General features: G+C 48.8%; 13 protein-coding genes. 7 read left to right on the plus strand and 6 right to left on the minus strand.

The window, feature by feature from the left end:
* Window positions 1–147 precede the first annotated feature (147 nt).
* The 4 genes from CIK99_RS00290 (at window position 148) to CIK99_RS00300 (ending at window position 3,578) form a co-directional block, all read left to right on the plus strand.
* Window positions 148–486 carry a nucleotidyltransferase domain-containing protein gene (locus CIK99_RS00290; RefSeq protein ID WP_094378713.1) on the plus strand — a complete coding sequence of 113 codons (339 nt, stop codon included), beginning with the start codon at window positions 148–150 and terminating at the stop codon, window positions 484–486.
* Window positions 480–650: a hypothetical protein gene (locus tag CIK99_RS15080; RefSeq protein WP_158215859.1), complete on the plus strand. Its 171-nt coding sequence runs from the start codon at window positions 480–482 to the stop codon at window positions 648–650. The genes CIK99_RS00290 and CIK99_RS15080 overlap by 7 nt, the downstream gene beginning before the upstream one ends.
* 110 nt (window positions 651–760) lie before the next feature.
* Window positions 761–1,228, plus strand: a complete 468-nt coding sequence (locus tag CIK99_RS00295) for a nucleoside deaminase (protein WP_094378585.1) — start codon at window positions 761–763, stop codon at window positions 1,226–1,228.
* Window positions 1,229–1,775: 547 nt separating this feature from the next.
* Window positions 1,776–3,578, plus strand: a complete 1,803-nt coding sequence (locus CIK99_RS00300) for an alpha-amylase family glycosyl hydrolase (protein ID WP_094378587.1) — start codon at window positions 1,776–1,778, stop codon at window positions 3,576–3,578.
* Window positions 3,579–3,911: 333 nt separating this feature from the next.
* On the opposite strand, the gene CIK99_RS00305 is transcribed toward CIK99_RS00300, so the two are convergent.
* Window positions 3,912–4,700, minus strand: a complete 789-nt coding sequence (locus tag CIK99_RS00305) for a glycosyltransferase family 2 protein (protein WP_094378590.1) — start codon at window positions 4,698–4,700, stop codon at window positions 3,912–3,914.
* Window positions 4,697–5,971: a glycosyltransferase family 4 protein gene (locus CIK99_RS00310; RefSeq protein ID WP_094378592.1), complete on the minus strand. Its 1,275-nt coding sequence runs from the start codon at window positions 5,969–5,971 to the stop codon at window positions 4,697–4,699. Before CIK99_RS00310 ends, CIK99_RS00305 begins: the two co-directional genes overlap by 4 nt.
* A 154-nt stretch (window positions 5,972–6,125) precedes the next feature.
* On the opposite strand from CIK99_RS00310, the gene ribD reads away from it, so the two are divergent.
* Window positions 6,126–7,079 (plus strand): bifunctional diaminohydroxyphosphoribosylaminopyrimidine deaminase/5-amino-6-(5-phosphoribosylamino)uracil reductase RibD, encoded by a 954-nt coding sequence (ribD, locus tag CIK99_RS00315; RefSeq protein ID WP_094378594.1) that lies wholly within the window; start codon window positions 6,126–6,128, stop codon window positions 7,077–7,079.
* On the plus strand, window positions 7,060–11,265 hold the full coding sequence (locus tag CIK99_RS00320; RefSeq protein ID WP_158215860.1) for a HAMP domain-containing sensor histidine kinase: 4,206 nt from the start codon (window positions 7,060–7,062) through the stop codon (window positions 11,263–11,265). The genes ribD and CIK99_RS00320 overlap by 20 nt, the downstream gene beginning before the upstream one ends.
* Here the strand turns inward: CIK99_RS00320 and CIK99_RS00325 are convergent, their stop codons facing one another.
* The 4 genes from CIK99_RS00325 to CIK99_RS15645 all read right to left on the minus strand — a co-directional run bounded on the left by CIK99_RS00325 (window position 11,266) and on the right by CIK99_RS15645 (window position 16,595).
* Window positions 11,266–11,727, minus strand: coding sequence for an RNase H family protein (locus tag CIK99_RS00325; protein ID WP_094378598.1), 462 nt, complete (start codon window positions 11,725–11,727; stop codon window positions 11,266–11,268). It abuts the gene before it with no gap.
* A gap of 36 nt (window positions 11,728–11,763) precedes the next feature.
* Window positions 11,764–13,587, minus strand: a complete 1,824-nt coding sequence (gene argS / locus CIK99_RS00330) for an arginine--tRNA ligase (RefSeq protein ID WP_094378600.1) — start codon at window positions 13,585–13,587, stop codon at window positions 11,764–11,766.
* 123 nt (window positions 13,588–13,710) lie between these two features.
* Window positions 13,711–14,691, minus strand: a complete 981-nt coding sequence (locus CIK99_RS00335; protein WP_094378602.1) for a glycoside hydrolase family 5 protein — start codon at window positions 14,689–14,691, stop codon at window positions 13,711–13,713.
* Between the two features lie 275 nt (window positions 14,692–14,966).
* Window positions 14,967–16,595 (minus strand): 5'-nucleotidase C-terminal domain-containing protein, encoded by a 1,629-nt coding sequence (locus tag CIK99_RS15645; RefSeq protein WP_254047663.1) that lies wholly within the window; start codon window positions 16,593–16,595, stop codon window positions 14,967–14,969.
* Window positions 16,596–16,787: 192 nt separating this feature from the next.
* Between CIK99_RS15645 and rplS the strand changes: the two genes are divergently transcribed.
* Window positions 16,788–17,150: a 50S ribosomal protein L19 gene (gene rplS / locus CIK99_RS00350; RefSeq protein ID WP_094378604.1), complete on the plus strand. Its 363-nt coding sequence runs from the start codon at window positions 16,788–16,790 to the stop codon at window positions 17,148–17,150.
* Window positions 17,151–17,235: the final 85 nt, after the last annotated feature.

A 17,235-nucleotide genomic window follows, 5' to 3' on the forward strand; every position in this document is an offset into this window, starting at 1 on the left:
TGATGTTTTCCCTTCATCAATAAATTATAATCTATTCCCCGAGAGGTGGCGGCAGCAATGTCGTCACCTCTCACTTTTTTCCGTCAAATGTTTGGAGGTTTAGATATTTCTTCGTATATTTGCGGCGTGAAATATAAAATTGTGAATATGACATTGCTTTCAAACCATAGTTTATCAGGCAATGTAGTGGATGCAATATATGACACTGCAAAGACTATCATGCCCCAAAACTCAAACGTGATCTTGTTTGGGTCAAGAGCCCGTGGAGACAATAAAGAAGATTCTGATTGGGATCTGCTTATCTTATTGGATAAGGAAAAAGCAGATATTTTAGACCATGACAAATATACTTATCCATTTTGGGAACTTGGTTGGAAAACCAATTCAATGATTCATCCTATCTTATATACAAAACGAGATTGGGAGAAAAGAAAGGGAGATAACTTTTATGAGAATATTCAAAATGAGGGCATTGTAATATGCTAAAGTCAGAAGATAATTTTTTGCTTTCTCTTGGTGTCTTTAAAGTTGAAACATACGAGTCTAATACAAGAAAGAAAACTTTGAAAGCTATAAAAGATGCCAAGGAAAAACGTAATGTTACAGTATGCGATACATTTGAGGATTATCTTAAAGCTGTTTCAGAATGAGAACAATTTTTCAGGTACTAAACACAAAATCCTTAACTCCTAAGAGTTGAATATAAGCGAGAATGAAGTTGAATTTGATGTATTACTTCATGAAACCTGATAAACTATATATGGACAAAAGAGAACTGATGAGAAGGGCTATCGCGCTTTCGATAGAGAGTGTGAAAGCGGGCGGAGGACCATTCGGGGCAGTCGTGGCACGCGACGGCGAGATAATAGCAGAGGCCTCAAATAGTGTTACTATAGACAACGACCCTACGGCACATGCCGAAGTGAACGCCATACGTAAGGCTACACGCCGGTTGGGCACATTCGACTTGAGCGGATGTGAGATATACTCTTCGTGCGAACCATGCCCAATGTGCCTTGGCGCAATATATTGGGCACATATAGATAAGATATATTTCGCCAACGACCGTAAGGATGCGGCTGCCATTGGCTTTGACGATGATTTCATTTATCAGGAACTCGAACTGCCAGTGGGTCAGCGCCGTAAGGCCGTTGAGGTGTTTATGGCAGACGAGGCTATAGAAGCCTTCGAACTTTGGAAACAGAAGGCGGATAAAAACGAATATTAATCGGGAGAAAATGCATTGTGTGCGCAAACATATATTGATTTACGTCAAGAATTATATAAAAAATGAAAGTAATAACACTTTTCTATTGACACGGAGAGAAAATAGTTGTAACTTTGCACCGTCAAAAGGTTAATAGATTGTTTTAGGTTAGTAGTAATATTTATAGTTTTAGGTTTTTAGTTATTGGTAGAAAGAAAGTTTTTTAATGTGGATAGCAGAGGCCGCCGCGAGGCTCCCTTTTAAAACTTTCAATTAGTATTAGGTTTTAGTTATGACGCCCCGAGCTATACTAATAGCTTCGGGACTCAGACTAAACACCGAGACTAAGCCAACAATTATGATTGTAATAAAAGGATTTTTTAGTTAAACATAGGCTTTTAACGTCACTGCTCGTTGATGAGTAGTGACGTTTTTTATTTTGTATATGACTGGCGCCATGTCGTGCAATCGTTTGCACATTATAAATAGTATAAAAGACTTCCTTTCTTGTCACTCATTAAATAAAAGGTGTTAACTTTGCAGCATAAATGATTAAAGACCGCAAGAGATGAAAAAGATTCATTCAACAGTTTTGGCACTACTTTTTGTGGTGCTTAATGTCTCGGCCCAGGGATGGCCGGAGAGATACAAAGGAGTGATGTTGCAGGGTTTTGCATGGGATTCGTATTCCGAGTCGAGTTGGAGCATGCTCGAGAGTCAGGCACATGAGATATCAGAGTTCTTCGACCTGATATGGGTGCCAAACTCAGCTTATGCCGGTTCGATGACGATGAACATGGGCTATCATCCTGTCTATTGGTTTAAACAAGACTGTGCTTTCGGTACTGAGACAGAGCTGCGCTCGATGATAAATACCTACAAGGAGCTGGGTGTGGGATTTGTTGCCGACATTGTCATCAACCATCGCAATGGTGTAGGAGTGGGAGGCTCGTGGGTAGATTTCCCTGCCGAGACGTATAAGGGAAAGACATATCAGCTCGGACTTTCTGACATCTGCAGCAACGACGAGTGTGCCAACAAGGGATATAAGCCTACGGGTGCACGCGACACCGGTGAGGGATGGGATGGCGCACGCGACCTCGACCATACGAGTGCCAACGTACAAGAGAATGTCAACGCTTATCTCGACTTCCTCAGAAACGATATCGGCTATGAGGGATTCCGTTATGACTTTGTCAAGGGATATTCGGCGAAATATACCGGCCAGTATAATGCCAAGGTAGGAGTAAAATACTCTGTCGGCGAATACTGGGACGGAAATGTCAACGCTTTGAAAAACTGGATAAACGGTACTAAGGTGGATGGTGTGATACAAAGTGCGGCTTTCGACTTTGCACTAAAGTATTATATCAACGATGCCATCGGCAAGGGACAGTGGAGCCGTCTTGACGGCAGCAGCCTCGCTTCTGACGCCACCTACAACCGCTACTCGGTGACTTTTGTTGACAATCACGACACTTATAGAGACAACAACAAATGTGTGGCAAACCTTGAGACAGCCAATGCCTATATCCTCATGATGCCAGGCACACCATGCGTGTTCCTTGAACACTGGAGTAGATACAAGAGAGCCATCAAGAAGATGATCTACATTAGAAATATAGTAGGAATAAGTAACCAAAGCCTCATCTCTGATAAGAAAGCATACTCCGCGGGCTATAGTGTGAAGGTGAAAGGCGACAACGGTTCGGCGCTACTACTCTTAGGCAATACTACCGGAGCAGACACCGAAGGCATGAAACTGGCTCTCGAAGGCGAGAAATACAAGATCTATGTGGATAATGCTCTCGACATATCAGCCCTCGACGGACTGAACGACCAGGAGGCACCGGAGTTTAAGATGCCGGAATTCTGTACGCCTGAGGAAGGAAAGATGTATGCTTTCTTTGAAGTGCCAAATAATTGGAACACGACTAATGGCATATATTGCTGGTGTTGGGACAATGAAAAGAACTATACGGGCGGCTCCTGGCCTGGCGTCCAGTGTACGAAGGTTGGCGTTAGTGAGAGAGGACTTGAGGTATGGAAATGGGTAGGACCGGCCAATACCGAGGGACAGCCCACGGGAATCATCTTCTCTGTCAAAGGCTCGCCCCAGACGGGCGACTTGGATTATGTGGAAGGCGGATTCTATGACAGGTTCGGACTGCTTGGCGACATGACGACGTCGGGCGTAGAAGGCATCGAGGCCGATGTGCCAGTAGGCAACAAGATGGTGAAGGTGTATAGCCTGTCTGGCGTTCTCCTTAGAAAGTATGATGCTGACACAGATAGCCGTAGGGCTGTAAGAGGACTGCCTGCCGGCATGTATATTGTTAATGGTCAGAAGATTGTGGTGAATGAAGAATAATGTGCTATGTGCAAACGTTTGCACATATGATGATGCAGAAAAATGTATAAAAAGATTGCAGGTATAGGAAAATCGTCGTACCTTTGCACCGTCATAAGAAATAATGTAGGTTTACATCTAAAAGGAGAAAATCATTCATAATAAAATAGGTTGTTAGTACTTTTATTTGAGGTAATTTAGATATGTAGGATAATGTAGTGAGTTAGTTTTTTAAGATTTGAAAGAGGGGCTGTTGAGAAACAGCCCCTCTTTTCATATAACTATGATGATGGCTCAGCTTTTGGAAGTTAACTTCCTTAACTTCTTTGACTTCCTGAACTTCCCAAGATTACCTTACTTCTTTATTATCTGCCTGACTACAAACCATAAGTGCATGACGATGGTGACCACGATGCCATAGTGAGACCTCATCACGTCGAAACGTTCGCGTAGCGACTCCTTGTGATGCAGTGTCGTTTGGCCTTCCATAGTGTAGTTTGCCACCACATCTTCCACATACCGCAGCTGTAGTTCTCGTCGCTTAGCCTCTTTCATCACCCTTATACACCAGTCAACGTCGGCTGAAAAACGGTAGCGGGTGTCGTAGGGAGTATGTCGGGCAATGTCTGTCCTCGCGTAGAATGCCTGATGACAAACAAGCATGCCTTTGCGGAACGAACGCCATGAGAGCTTCTTTGGCGGAGTCAGCCGGCGGTGGCGAAGGAAGTGGCCATGAGAGTCAACGATGTCGGTATTGCCGTATATCACGGCAGGCCATTGTGTAGATGCTACGCTCTCGAGACAGCTTTTCTCCACGATGGTGTCAAGGGTGTGTGGAGTGGGGAAGAAGTCGCCGGCGTTGAGAAAGCAGATGTAGTCGCCTGTTGCCATCCTGAGTCCTTTGTTCATTGCGTCGTATATGCCCTTGTCGGGTTCGCTCATTATTCGGATATCGTGTCCGAGGTGCGCATTGTCTGAAAGGCTCTTGTAGTCGTTGGCTATCTGTAGGGTGCTATCGGTCGAAGCCCCGTCGATTATCAGGTGCTCCACGTGAGGGAAGTGTTGCGCGAGGACACTGTCGAGAGTGCGCTTCAGCACTCCTTCAGCATTGAATGTGATGGTGACGATCGTAAACTTTATCATATCTTGTACCGTTTGAAGGCAATGGCTTGGTTATACACCTCTATATATTTCATTGCCACGCTATGTTGCGAATAGCATTGGCTCACCTTGCGCAGACACTCTTCCTTGGTCTGCTGTGAGTCAGCCTCGTCGAGCACCCAGTGTATGCCGGCTGCAAGGTCGGTGGAGTCGCAGTAGTTGGCTACATAGCCGTTGCGCTTGTGGTCGATCATCTCTGGTATTCCTCCCACCTTAAACCCTACTGACGGCACTCCGCATGCCATGGCTTCCATGATAGTGTTCGGGAGGTTTTCTGACAGCGAAGGCAAGACGAAGACATCCGCGGCACGATAAATATCGACGATACGTCGCGGGTCGTTGACATATCCCAGTGGGAAAGACTTGAAGGGCAGTTTCTCCACCACGTCCTCAGAGTGTCCTCCAAGTACGGCCACGATGGTGTTCTCCCTCATCTCAGGATATTGGCTTGCCAACTTGTCGCAAGCCTCGACGAGATAGTCCATGCCCTTGTATGGGTTGGTGGTGCGTTGAGATACAAAGAGTATGATGCGCTTGTCGGCAGGCAGCGATGAGGCCCTTGCAGCCAGCTGGCGGTCGCCGGGACAGAACACGTGTGTGTCTATCGGATTGGGTATGGCAGCCACGGGATGTCCGGTGAGGAGCGCACTCTTTTTTGCCTCAGATGCAAGCCATTTGCTGCAAGCTACAAACGAGATGTCGTGCGTGTCATAGATTTCCTTTTTGCGCTGCCATATCTTCGACGCCAAGTCGTTGTCGCCGCCGTTGTCTGGCAGGAGCCTGCATCCTTGGCATCGGCTGACGAAGCGTCTGCAGTTCATCGTGAGATGGCAGATGGCGGTGGCAGGCCACACGTCGTGCATGGTCCATACTACTGGTTTGCCGCTGTCGAGTATCTTTCTTATTGACCGTAGGGAGAGGAATCCCTGGTTTATCCAGTGAATGTGAATGAGGTCTGCCTCTTTGAATTCCCTTGTCGTGGTGATGTCGGCTCCGGTGTTGGCGATGTCGATATCGAAAAGATGTTTTCTTGAGAAATGCAGGTGGCAGAACACAACAAAGCGTTCCCACAGGAAGCGCCACTGCTGGAGCATGTGGTTGCCTATGCTTGCCACGGTGATCTGTTCGGTCTCCTTGTCGCGTACGAGCATCTTGGCCTTTACTCCATTGTTGTTTAGAGCCTCCATGATTCTGTTGGCCGCAACAGCCGCTCCTCCTGTTCTTTCGCTTGTATTTACAATAAGTACCCTCATTAGAATGTCTTTTTACACGTTCTACGCGGCAAAATTACAATAATATTGCCGAAAGACAAAACTTTCTGCTATGTTTTTTGTCATTTTAATGTATATTTTGTAACTTTGCAGCAATTTAGGTGGAAATCCATAACCCCTCACCACCAGATATAATATGACAACAGACGAGAGATACATGAGACGCTGCCTGCAACTGGCGGCAAACGGATTGCAGAACGCACGCCCGAACCCAATGGTCGGAGCTGTCATCGTCGCCGAAGGACGCATCATCGGCGAGGGCTATCATGTGAGGTGTGGTGAGGGTCATGCCGAGGTGAATGCTTTCGCTTCGGTGAAAGACGCTGACAGCTATCTGCTGAAAGACGCCACCATCTATGTCAGCCTTGAGCCTTGCGCTCACTATGGCAAGACTCCGCCTTGTGCCGAACTGATTGTGAGGAAAGGTGTCAGACGGTGTGTCGTGGGATGTGTTGACCCGTTTGCCAAGGTCAGCGGACGGGGAATAGCCATACTGCGCGAGGCTGGCATTGAGGTCACTGTGGGGGTGCTGGAAGAAGAGTGCAAGCATCTTAATCGCCGTTTTATAACTTTTAACCAGCTCCGTCGGCCTTATGTCACGCTGAAGTGGGCACAGTCGGCTGACGGCTTTATCGACCACGACGGGAAAGCCTATGCCTTCTCCACACCGTTTACCCGTATGCTTGTCCACAAGCTAAGGTCAGAGACCGACGCCATCCTCGTGGGGCGTGTCACCGACGAGCGTGAGCATCCCCTTCTCGATGTGCGTCATTGGTCGGGCCGGTCTCCGATGCGTATCGTGTTGGACAGTAGCCGCCCATGTCTTGGCATCGACTTCTCTCTTCCGGTATTGCAGCAACTCATGGATGCATTATACGAAAGGAAGATACAGTCGCTGCTGGTGGAAGGTGGAGCGACGACGCTCCGACACTTCATCGACAGTGGCCTATGGGACGAAATGCGCATAGAGATCTCGCCAGTGCTCCTCGGCAAAGGAACACCGGCTCCTGCTCTCCCGAAAGCGGCAGAGGTCATGAAAAGAGACCAAATTGATGGGAATATTGTGTTATATGTCAAAAAGAAAGAATAACCATGCCATAGAATTGGCAATCGCCATTATTCTGCTCTTCTTGCCATTAGTGTCTGCAGCCCAGAACAACCAGTACAAGATAGCGGATAATCTCTTTGATTATTATCAGAGAGCACAACGCCTGCGAGCCACGCCAAAATGTCTGGCAGTGGCAGACTCCATGTATCATAAGGCGATGACCCAAGGCGACCATAAGGCTGTCTGCCTTTCCTTTATTCCTAAGATTACCTATTATCTCTATGCCAAGAATGAAGAGGAACACGCCAAGGAGTGTGCCAAGATGGAACACTATGCAAGACAGTGTGGACTTTTGCAGTATGCCTATTACGCATTGTCGTCGCGATGCACCATAGCACTCAACAAATACCAGTATCTCATTGCCTTGCAACGAGTGGAAGACATGTATCGCAAGGCTACAGCCGACAACTTCCCCTATGGCATTGTCCTTGCGCTGCGCGGCAGGGCAAATCTGTTTTATATACAATGCGACTACAAGGAGGCTGAGGTGCGATTGAGGGAGGCACTTGAATATATGAAGGAACACGTGAAAGACCAAGACCTTGCCCCCTTGTATTCACGACTGTCGATGACGCTGCTGCAAAACAACAAAGTGGAAGAGTCGATAAGATACAGTAAAGAGGCGTTAGGATGTATAATGAATCCCGAGAACACCTTCACTGTGGTCTATGGTCTTCTCATAGCCTATTACGAAAAACAGGAACTCTATCGGCAGGAGTTTCTCGATACGTATAAGAAATACGAGCAAGTCATACTCAACACACCAAGACATAATGCCATTTCAAAAGAATATGTCATGGTGCTGAAAGCATTGTTGGAAGACGATGTGGCTACGGCAGAGAAGATTGTTGAGGGAGCGACAGGCGAGACCTTGTCAAACGCCAAGATACTGTTGGCAAAACATAAGGGTGACTATAAGAAGGCATACGAGCTATATTGGAAATTCAACCAGAAGAGCATCTACACCGACCGCAATGAGTCGCCCGTATATCAGGTGGCTGAATTCAACGCCTCGTTTGCTCAAAGCAAGCTACAACGCGACAATGCCTTGCTCGAATTTCAGATGGCTGAACAGCAACTGCTGAAGGTAAAGGCTGAGGCGGAACTGGAAAACAAACTTCACGAGAATATGATGATGCAGCTCGCCAACGACTCGCTCGCCATAGAGAAGATGAAAGCAGACAGCATGAAACTCGCCGTGGAGAAGGAATCGGAGCTCTCGGAGATGGCAATAGTCAATTCGAGACGCGAGCAAAAGATAATGCTCGCCTACGGATTGGGAGCAGCTGTGCTGTTGCTGTTTAGCTTCGCCCTGCTCGCCCTGTGGCTCAACCGAAGATATATCAAGAGACTGAAGAGCAACCAGACGACCCTTGCCGAGGCTCTCGACCATGCCAAGGAAGCCGAGAGATTGAAGTCGGGATTCGTAAAAAATATCAGTTACGACATCCGCACGCCGCTGAATGCGGTGGTGGGCTTTTCCGACATCTTGCTTACTCCAGGCAATGAGCTATCTGAGGATGATAAGGACGTGATAAAGCGCAAGATAGAACAGAGCTCCACCACACTGACGACACTCTTGGGCGATATACTGAACCTCTCGTATATCGAAAGCGGCAGACAGAAGGTAGAGAAAGCCGAGGAAAACCTTCCACAGCTATTGCTCGCTGCCACAAGCAGCACCCAAGGCGACTATAAGCCGGGAGTGACTGTCCGATATGCCGAGAAAGGGAATGAGACGTTGACGATAAACACCGACAAGCATATCTTCAATACGGCGATGAACCGATTGCTCACCTTTGCCACACACCATACCGACGACCGCCTCGTCAACGTGGAACACGAACTGGCCGACGGACACTCTGCCGGCGTCAGCATCACATACAAGACAACAGAATGGGCAGTATGTGGCGAGACGATGTTCAATGCAACGCAATATTGTAACGAAGACATGGAGCCATACAAGCGTACTCTCTCTGTGGCACGCGCCGCCATCTCCCGTCTCGGAGGTAGCGTGAGGTTTGTAAAGGCTGCAGAGGGATTCGCGAAGTTGTTGGTGACACATCCGCTGCGTCTTGTGACGGCACTTGTCGTCGTGCTCCTCTCGTCGGGCATGCCACAGACAGCAAGGGCGCAGTTTACCAAAGACCGCCTCGATCCCGAGACATACAAGATATACATCGAGGCACAGAACAAACGCGACCTGAAAGAAGGACTTGACAAGGCACGCGCGCTATACCGCCTCGGCGAGAGCCGCGGAAACAAGTATGTGCAGTGTGTCGGTCTGGGCGTGGAACTGCAGCACCACGTCATGAATGGCAACGACACAGAGGCTTTCTCCACGATAGCAAGGTTGCAAGACCTGGCCTCACAGATACACGACACCATATATTATTATATGGCTTTCAGCAACGAGATAGCCATCCATCTTAACAATCACAAGACTCTCACCGCACTGAAACGCTGTACGCAAGAGCGCGACCACGCCCAGCGGAAAGGCGATAAATATGGTGAATATACATGCAACCGCTCGCTTGGCGATATTTATCGAGTGAGAAAAAACTATCACATGTCGCGCGTTTGTTACGACAAGGCGATAGGTCTTTTCAGGATCAACCACATCACTCATGACCCCACGATGACCTTCCTCCGCCTCTGTGACATGTGTCTCTGCGACCGCGACTACGACGCTTGCCGCGATTATCTCAACGAGGCACGTAAGCACATACGCGTCAACCGCTATGTATATCTCGCCGACATTGAAGAGGCGTTTATCGCATTCCATGTCAACGACACATCGACATTCAACCGCATGTACGACAAGGTGGCTGACATGAAAGAGAAACATGGATACCGATATCCCGACAAGGAACAGAAAATGGAGATCTACCGTATGCTGATAGACGGCGAACGCGACAAAGCCATAAGCATAGCAAAAGAGGCATTCAGTCCTTATCAGTTTGCCCACTTGCTCGTCACCATGCACATCAATAGGCATGAGTGGAAAGAGGCTTGCGAAACAGCAAAGGCGGAGAAAGGCTATAGGATGCTCGAAGAAGTGCGTACCTTCGAGCGCGACAGGGCAGAGATGAACGACATCATCGGCATCAACAGCCTTGAGGCAGATAACCTTCGACTGCGTCTTGAGGCTGCCAGGTTAGATATAGTAGAAAACAAGGCACGGGCGGAGCTGGAAAAGTCGCTGACTGAAAAACAGGAACTGCTCAACGCCAACAACAGGCTTACGCTATCTCGACTGATGGCGGAGGGAAGTCTCGACAGTGCCAGCTACAAGAAGTCGAGGATGACACTCGAACAGCGGAAGGTGCAGGAACTGCAGACGTCGGTCTTCGTCGTTGTCGTCGTGGCGCTCGTCATGTTGCTGCTTTTGTTTGTGGTCATATATCTCGTGCTGTCGCTGCGCTATGCCCATCATCTTGAGAAGAAAAACAAAGAGATAAAAGAGGCAAAGGTTCATGCCGAACATTCCGACCGCATGAAGACGATGTTTATACAGAACATGAGTCACGAGATACGCACTCCGCTCAACGCTATCGTGGGCTTCTCGCAGCTCATGCTCTCGCCAGACATCGAACTTGACGACGACGAGCGTCAGGAGTTTGCCAGGACTATACGGCATAACTCGGAGCTTCTTACCACACTCGTGGGCGACATCATCTCGCTCTCTGAACTCGAAAGCGGACGATACGAGATTCAGCTCAGCGACACCAATGTCAACGGCCTCTGTCTCCTGGCTCTGAAGACCGTGGAACACAAGCGCCGTAGGGATGTGGATTTGCGGTTTGAGACGAATGTGGACAATTCGTTTGTAATAAAGACCGATACGCGTCGAGTGGAACAGGTGCTTATAAACTATCTCACCAATGCCATCAAATATACGCAGAAGGGCAGTATCACACTCGGTTGCGATTACGACAGAGACAAAAAAACGGTAACATTCTCTGTTACCGATACAGGTCAGGGCATACCTCTTGAGAAGCAGAAAGAGATATTCGAGCGCTTCTCCAAGCTCGACAATTTCCACCAAGGCACCGGTCTCGGACTGAACATCTGTAACCTTATTGCAGAGAAGCTCGGCGGTACGGTGGGTGTTGACTCTACATACACTGGAGGTGCAAGATTCCTGTTTACGTTGAATGTTGAGTAATCATTTTTTTCTTCCGAAGTCGGCAGGCACCTCTCCCCAACTCTTAGTGTCCCATTTTATTATGGGGTTCTGGTATCTGTGAGTCTGTAGCCATCGCTCTGCACGAGCCACTATCTGGTATAACTGTTCGGTCTGTGGCGTTCGTTCCAGTTTGGTCTTGCATTGCCTCTTGCTTACCCAGAGCATGGCGTTGTAACTGTCAGAGTAAATGGTCTTTGTAGTGTTGCCCATCTTGTCGAGCAAGGCGAGGGCATGCACTATGGCAAGAAACTCACCTATGTTGTTTGTGCCATGCAACGGTCCGAAATGAAATACCTGTGCGCCCGTAGCGAGATCAATGCACTGGTATTCCATCGGTCCGGGATTGCCCGAACATGCGGCGTCCACTGCCCATGCGTCGGCAGTAACCTCCATGGGCAGTGGCAACACCGTGTCGTGTCTATAGTCAGGTGGGTTTATCATTCTAATAAGGTGGTGACGTCTTTGTTTTCGAACCTTTTACATTCTCTCAGGCACTTCTATGCCCAGCAGAGCCATTCCGTTCTTTATCACCTTTGCCACGTTCTGAGCCAACACAAGACGTAGGGTTCGCTTGTCGTTGTCCTCCTCTTTGAGTATCGAGAAGTCGTGGTAGAACTGGTTAAACTCCTTTGTCAGTTCGTAGCAGTAGTTGGCAATGCCGCTTGGGCTGTAGTCCTTTCCGGCTTGTTCTACTGCAGCTCCGTATGCGTTGAGCTTCTGTATGAGGTCGATTTCCTTCTGAGACAGCAGGTCGTTGCTCAGCTCCTTGGAGATAAGGCTGCTGCCAGTTGCCGTCTCGCCAGCCTTGCGCATGATAGAGCGTATGCGGGCGTAGGTGTATTGAATAAACGGACCTGTGTTGCCGTTGAAGTCGATAGACTCCTCGGGGTTGAAGAGCATGTTCTTGCGTGCGTCAACCTTGAGTATGAAGTATTTCAATGCGCCGAGACCTACCACGCGGGCTATCTCGTTGCGTTCCTCTTCAGTCATGTCGTCAAACTTGCCTAACTCCTCGCTTGTCTGTTTGGCGTCGGCAATCATTGTGGCTATCAGGTCGTCGGCATCCACCACGGTGCCTTCGCGGCTCTTCATCTTTCCGTTAGGCAGTTCTACCATGCCATACGAGAAGTGAACAAGTTCCTTACCCCATTTGAAGCCAAGACGGTCGAGAAGTATGGAGAGCACCTGGAAGTGGTAGTTCTGCTCGTTGCCCACCACGTAAATCATCTTGTCGATAGGGAAGTCCTTGAAGCGCATCTCTGCCGTGCCGATGTCTTGTGTCATATATACCGATGTACCGTCTGAACGCAGCAGCAGCTTCTGGTCGAGACCCTCGGCGGTGAGGTCGGCCCAGACAGAGTTGTCGGCGTGACGCTCAAAGAGTCCCTTCGCCAGTCCTTCTTCTACCTTTGCCTTGCCCTTGAGGTAAGTCTGCGACTCGTAGTATATCTTGTCGAATGCCACGCCGAGAGCCTTGTAGGTCTCGTCAAAGCCGGCATACACCCATGAGTTCATCTTCTCCCACAGGGCGCGTACCTCGGGGTCGTTCTGCTCCCATTTCACGAGCATCTCGTGAGCCTCTTTTATCAGTGGAGCCTCTTCCTTTGCCTTCTTCTCGGCTTCCTCCTCGCCCATGCCGTTGCTGACATATTCGGCAGTGAGCTGCTTTACCTCTTCGCGATAGTGCTTGTCGAAAGCTACGTAGTAGTCGCCGATGAGGTGGTCGCCTTTCTTTCCGCTGGTCTCAGGAGTCTCGCCGTTGCCGTATTTCAGCCATGCCAACATCGACTTGCAGATGTGTATTCCGCGGTCGTTCACGATGTTTGTCTTCACCACGCGGTTGCCGTTAGCCTCCATAATCTGTGCCAACGACCATCCGAGGAGATTGTTGCGCACGTGTCCGAGATGCAGTGGCTTGTTGGTGTTGGGCGAAGAGTACTCTATCATTACGAGAGGAGAGGTGTCGTCAGTTTTCTTCTCGCCGAACTTCTCATCGCTGTCGATGGCGTCGAGCAACTTGAGCCATGCCTCCTGTGCTATCACGAGGTTGAGGAATCCCTTCACCACGTTGAATGCGGCAACAGCCTCACAGTTGTCTGCCAGATACTGTCCTATCTCTTGTGCCGTGTCTTCGGGTTTCTTCTTTGAAATCTTAAGGAACGGGAACACCACGAGCGTCAGGTTGCCCTCAAACTCCCGCTTTGTAGTCTGTAGTTGTACCATCGTCTCCGCTATCTCCTGGCCGTAGAGAGCCTTCACAGCGTCGATGACAGCATTGCTGATAATGCTTTCAATCTTCATTCTATTGATATTACTATAGTGTCTATTACAAATTTCGAAATCGGCGGCAAAGGTACTGCTTTTTGCTGAGACTACAAAGAAAACGGCTTATTTTCTTCGTAGTCACAGTGAGATTGACGTCGTTTATTTCCCTTCAGCGGCTTTCAGCGGCACGTTGATGAGCGATTCTTTCACCATCTTTCCCCATGGCTTGATGAGGTCTTTTGTCCATCCACCAGTAGCCTTTGCCCTTGGCAGCAGCATGGAGCAGGTCTCGTTCTTGTCGCTCACCGACCAGCACACCCAGCTAATCTTCTTGGCTTCCATAAAGTCTATCCAGCTCTGCCATTCTGTCTTGTCTATCTTGCCGTCGCCCGAGGCATCCATCGAGGCACATTCGGACACGAACACAGGTATGCCTTTCTGCATAGCGTCGGCAATGCGGTCGCGCAGCCACTGCTTGTGTGTGGCGGCATAGAAGTGTACGGTGTACATGATATTGTCGTAGCCTTCGAGGGGACTTTCTGCCACGAGGTGTATGTCCTGATCCCAGTGTGGGCATCCCACGAGGACGATGTTGTCTGGGTCGTACTTCCTTATCTCGTCTATCACGGCCTTGGCATATTCCTTCAGGTCGGTCCATGAGTCTTCTACCGGTTCGTTGTATATCTCGTAGATGACGTTAGGATGATGTCCGTATTTCTTCGCCATCTTTCCGAAGAACTTCACGGCATCGCGGGTCAGCAGCTTGTGTGAGTGCCAGTCGATGATGACGTATGTACCTTGCTTAATGGCTTGCTTGATAACGGGTTCCATACAGTCGAGGGCGAAGCTCGGATTTTCGAGGTAGTTGTCTTCTATCATTATTCCCATGGCAGCGCGAACCACCTTGGCATTCCAGTCGTCGGCAAGCCACTTTACGGCTTTGGCGTTGTAGAATCGGGGCCAGAGGTTGTGCCATCCTAAGCTTGCACCGCGCAGCGTCATGGGGTTGCCGTTCTTGTCACATAACTGTGTTCCCACCACTTTCAGTTGTCCCCACTGTTCTACTGGCGAGGTCTCTTTCTTGGCGAATGATGCTATCGTCATCATTGCCATCACGATTGCGATAATAGTTTTTTTCATCTTACGTTTTTCTTGAGGTTAATCATTCGGCTGCAAATGTACAAAAAAAATGTCTAACTGCAAAGTTTTTTTTACTTCATTTCTGTCTTTTGTTCCATATTTTCCGTAAAGTTGCTGAAAATAAACGAAATATACAGGCTGAAAAAAGCATGGCGTCGCATAAAAATAACGCAACGTCACGCTTCCATAAACGCAACGTTACGCTTCGGGAAACGCAACGTTACGCTTCAGGAAACGCAACGTTACGCTAAAAAGCACTATTTTTGCAAGTAAGATTATTTTGCCTTTAACTCCATTTCCAATCGTCCCACGAAAGCACCGTGCTTGCCGTTTTGATTCACTGCCACAGGCTTGCCGTCGGCGTCGTTGACGTATTCAAGTTGTTTGAAGTAAGTGTGGGAATGGCCGCCGAGGACGATGTCGATGTCGGTGATGGAAGGGATGAGCTGGTTGTCGTCCATGTCGGGAGCGAGCTTCCATCCCAGATGGGAAAGACAGACTACGAGGTCGCATTTCTCCTTTTGCTTCAGCATCTTAGCCGTGGTGCGAGCAGACTCTATCGGGTCGAGATAAGTCACACCCTCGTGGTTCTCACGCATGATGAGGCCGTCGATCTTCGGGCAGAGACCTATCACTCCTATCTTCATGCCGTGACGACGCACTATGGCGTAAGGCTTAATAAGTCCCTCGGCGGGAGTGCCAGAGAAGTCGCAGTTGGTGCAGACTATGGGGAACGTGGCGAGACGGGCGAGACGGGCGAGATTGTCGAGACCGAAGTCAAACTCATGGTTGCCTAATGTGGCGGCATCGTATCGCATTATGTTCATCAGTCCCACCTCCACGTCGCCCTTAAACAAGGTGTAGTAGGTCGAGCCTTGTGAGAAGTCGCCGCTGTCGAAGAGAAGAAGGTCGGGCGACAGGGAGCGTTGCTCTTCGACCACAGCAGCCCGGCGTACGAAGCCGCCCCGGTCAGCCACTCGCTTGTCTTTCGTGAATTTGCTTACCGGCTCTATGGTGCTGTGGGTGTCGTTAGTATGAAGAATGACTAACGTGTTATTTGCGTGGGTGATGTCAGCAAGAAGCGGAGAGGGACGGGAGGTGGCACTGTCTCCACTATTGGTCTCAGCGACACTAATCATTCCCAGAATATCTATTCTCCCTTCCACGTCAGAGTCAACGATGATGCCTTGCTGTTCTTTCTCGCGGAAATAGCTGCTGATAATGTTGCGCATGTCGTTTTCGCTGCCCTTAGGTGAATTCAAGTCGGTATGGTGCTTGAACGAGGGCATGTGGTCGTTGCCCTCAGCGAGATAGTCGATAGAAGCCACACGGTAAGTCTTCGACTCGTCAACGGGAATGTCGTTGATGGATGCTGACAGGAGCTTGCCTTCTGCACTGACCTTCAGCTTCACGCTGTGGCTCACGCCCTCGCCTTTCAGGGCGGCAATCTCGCGAAACAGTCCCATCACGTCCGAGCCTTGCATGGTGAAGAAGCAAATCTTGTTTTCAAAGGGAGCCACCTCAAGAATATGACCAAAGGTGACCTCGCCCTGTGGCAGCGAGGCACGCATGCCACCTATATTATATATGCCAAAGTCAGGCCGTTCGCCGTATTTGTTTCCCGCCCATACGAGGATGTCGCTGAGAAGGTTTGATAGCGGGCTCTCTGGACGCTCGGCTATCATCACCTTTGCGCTATGTCCCACCACCGGACTCATAATACTGTCAACCTTTGCCTTATATGACGAGAGGAACTTGACTGCATCGACATTCGGGATGGAGTCGTAGTGAGAATCGACGACGATGACGCTCCGCGATACAGAGCTTACCGAGTGTTGGCTCTTGCAAGCCGTCAGCGACAAGGTGAGGGCAAGAAGGAGCAAAAAAGATGATATATGCTTCATAAAACGTATGATTTTGCGTGCAAAATTACAAAAAATGACGTTATTAAGCAAAAAAATCTTGAGAAAAGTGCTGTAATTCAAGAAAATGTAGTACCTTTGCACCCGCTTTTCGGCGTAATCGCTGGCAGGAAGTCACGTGTTGCCTGTTATGTTGCGTTGGAACGATAAAACAAATTTAATTTAATACACACAATGGATTTAATTAAAGTTGCTGAGGAAGCATTTGCAACCGGCAAGAAGTTCCCAGAGTTCAAGTCTGGTGACACTGTAACAGTCGCTTACAAAATTATCGAGGGTTCTAAGGAGCGTATTCAGCTCTACCGCGGTGTAGTAATCAAGATCGCTGGTCATGGCGACAAGAAGCGTTTCACCGTTCGTAAGATGTCAGGAACAGTAGGTGTAGAGCGTATCTTCCCTATCGAGTCTCCAAACATTGACAGCATCGAGGTGAACAAGATTGGTAAGGTACGTCGCGCTAAGCTGTACTACCTGCGCAAGCTCACCGGTAAGAAGGCCCGCATCAAGGAGAAGCGAGTTAACACTGCTAAGGCTTAAGCATAAAAAAGCATCATCCACAACGGGTGATGCTTTTTTATTTTATCTAAACTATCATAATTTACGGCAAAAAAAGTCTGGGGAG

The sequence above is a fragment of the Prevotella sp. P5-92 genome, from assembly GCF_002251245.1.
In the GTDB taxonomy this organism is placed as follows: domain Bacteria; phylum Bacteroidota; class Bacteroidia; order Bacteroidales; family Bacteroidaceae; genus Prevotella.

What these genes read in the sequence shown, in the direction of transcription:
- CIK99_RS00290 (WP_094378713.1), top strand. Translation starts at nt 148, where the DNA reads ATGACATTGCTTTCAAACCATAGTTTATCAGGCAATGTAGTGGATGCA.
- CIK99_RS15080 (WP_158215859.1), top strand. Translation starts at nt 480, where the DNA reads ATGCTAAAGTCAGAAGATAATTTTTTGCTTTCTCTTGGTGTCTTTAAA.
- CIK99_RS00295 (WP_094378585.1), top strand. Translation starts at nt 761, where the DNA reads ATGGACAAAAGAGAACTGATGAGAAGGGCTATCGCGCTTTCGATAGAG.
- CIK99_RS00300 (WP_094378587.1), top strand. Translation starts at nt 1,776, where the DNA reads ATGAAAAAGATTCATTCAACAGTTTTGGCACTACTTTTTGTGGTGCTT.
- CIK99_RS00305 (WP_094378590.1), bottom strand. Translation starts at nt 4,700, where the DNA reads ATGATAAAGTTTACGATCGTCACCATCACATTCAATGCTGAAGGAGTG.
- CIK99_RS00310 (WP_094378592.1), bottom strand. Translation starts at nt 5,971, where the DNA reads ATGAGGGTACTTATTGTAAATACAAGCGAAAGAACAGGAGGAGCGGCT.
- ribD (WP_094378594.1), top strand. Translation starts at nt 6,126, where the DNA reads ATGACAACAGACGAGAGATACATGAGACGCTGCCTGCAACTGGCGGCA.
- CIK99_RS00320 (WP_158215860.1), top strand. Translation starts at nt 7,060, where the DNA reads ATGTCAAAAAGAAAGAATAACCATGCCATAGAATTGGCAATCGCCATT.
- CIK99_RS00325 (WP_094378598.1), bottom strand. Translation starts at nt 11,727, where the DNA reads ATGATAAACCCACCTGACTATAGACACGACACGGTGTTGCCACTGCCC.
- argS (WP_094378600.1), bottom strand. Translation starts at nt 13,587, where the DNA reads ATGAAGATTGAAAGCATTATCAGCAATGCTGTCATCGACGCTGTGAAG.
- CIK99_RS00335 (WP_094378602.1), bottom strand. Translation starts at nt 14,691, where the DNA reads ATGAAAAAAACTATTATCGCAATCGTGATGGCAATGATGACGATAGCA.
- CIK99_RS15645 (WP_254047663.1), bottom strand. Translation starts at nt 16,595, where the DNA reads ATGAAGCATATATCATCTTTTTTGCTCCTTCTTGCCCTCACCTTGTCG.
- rplS (WP_094378604.1), top strand. Translation starts at nt 16,788, where the DNA reads ATGGATTTAATTAAAGTTGCTGAGGAAGCATTTGCAACCGGCAAGAAG.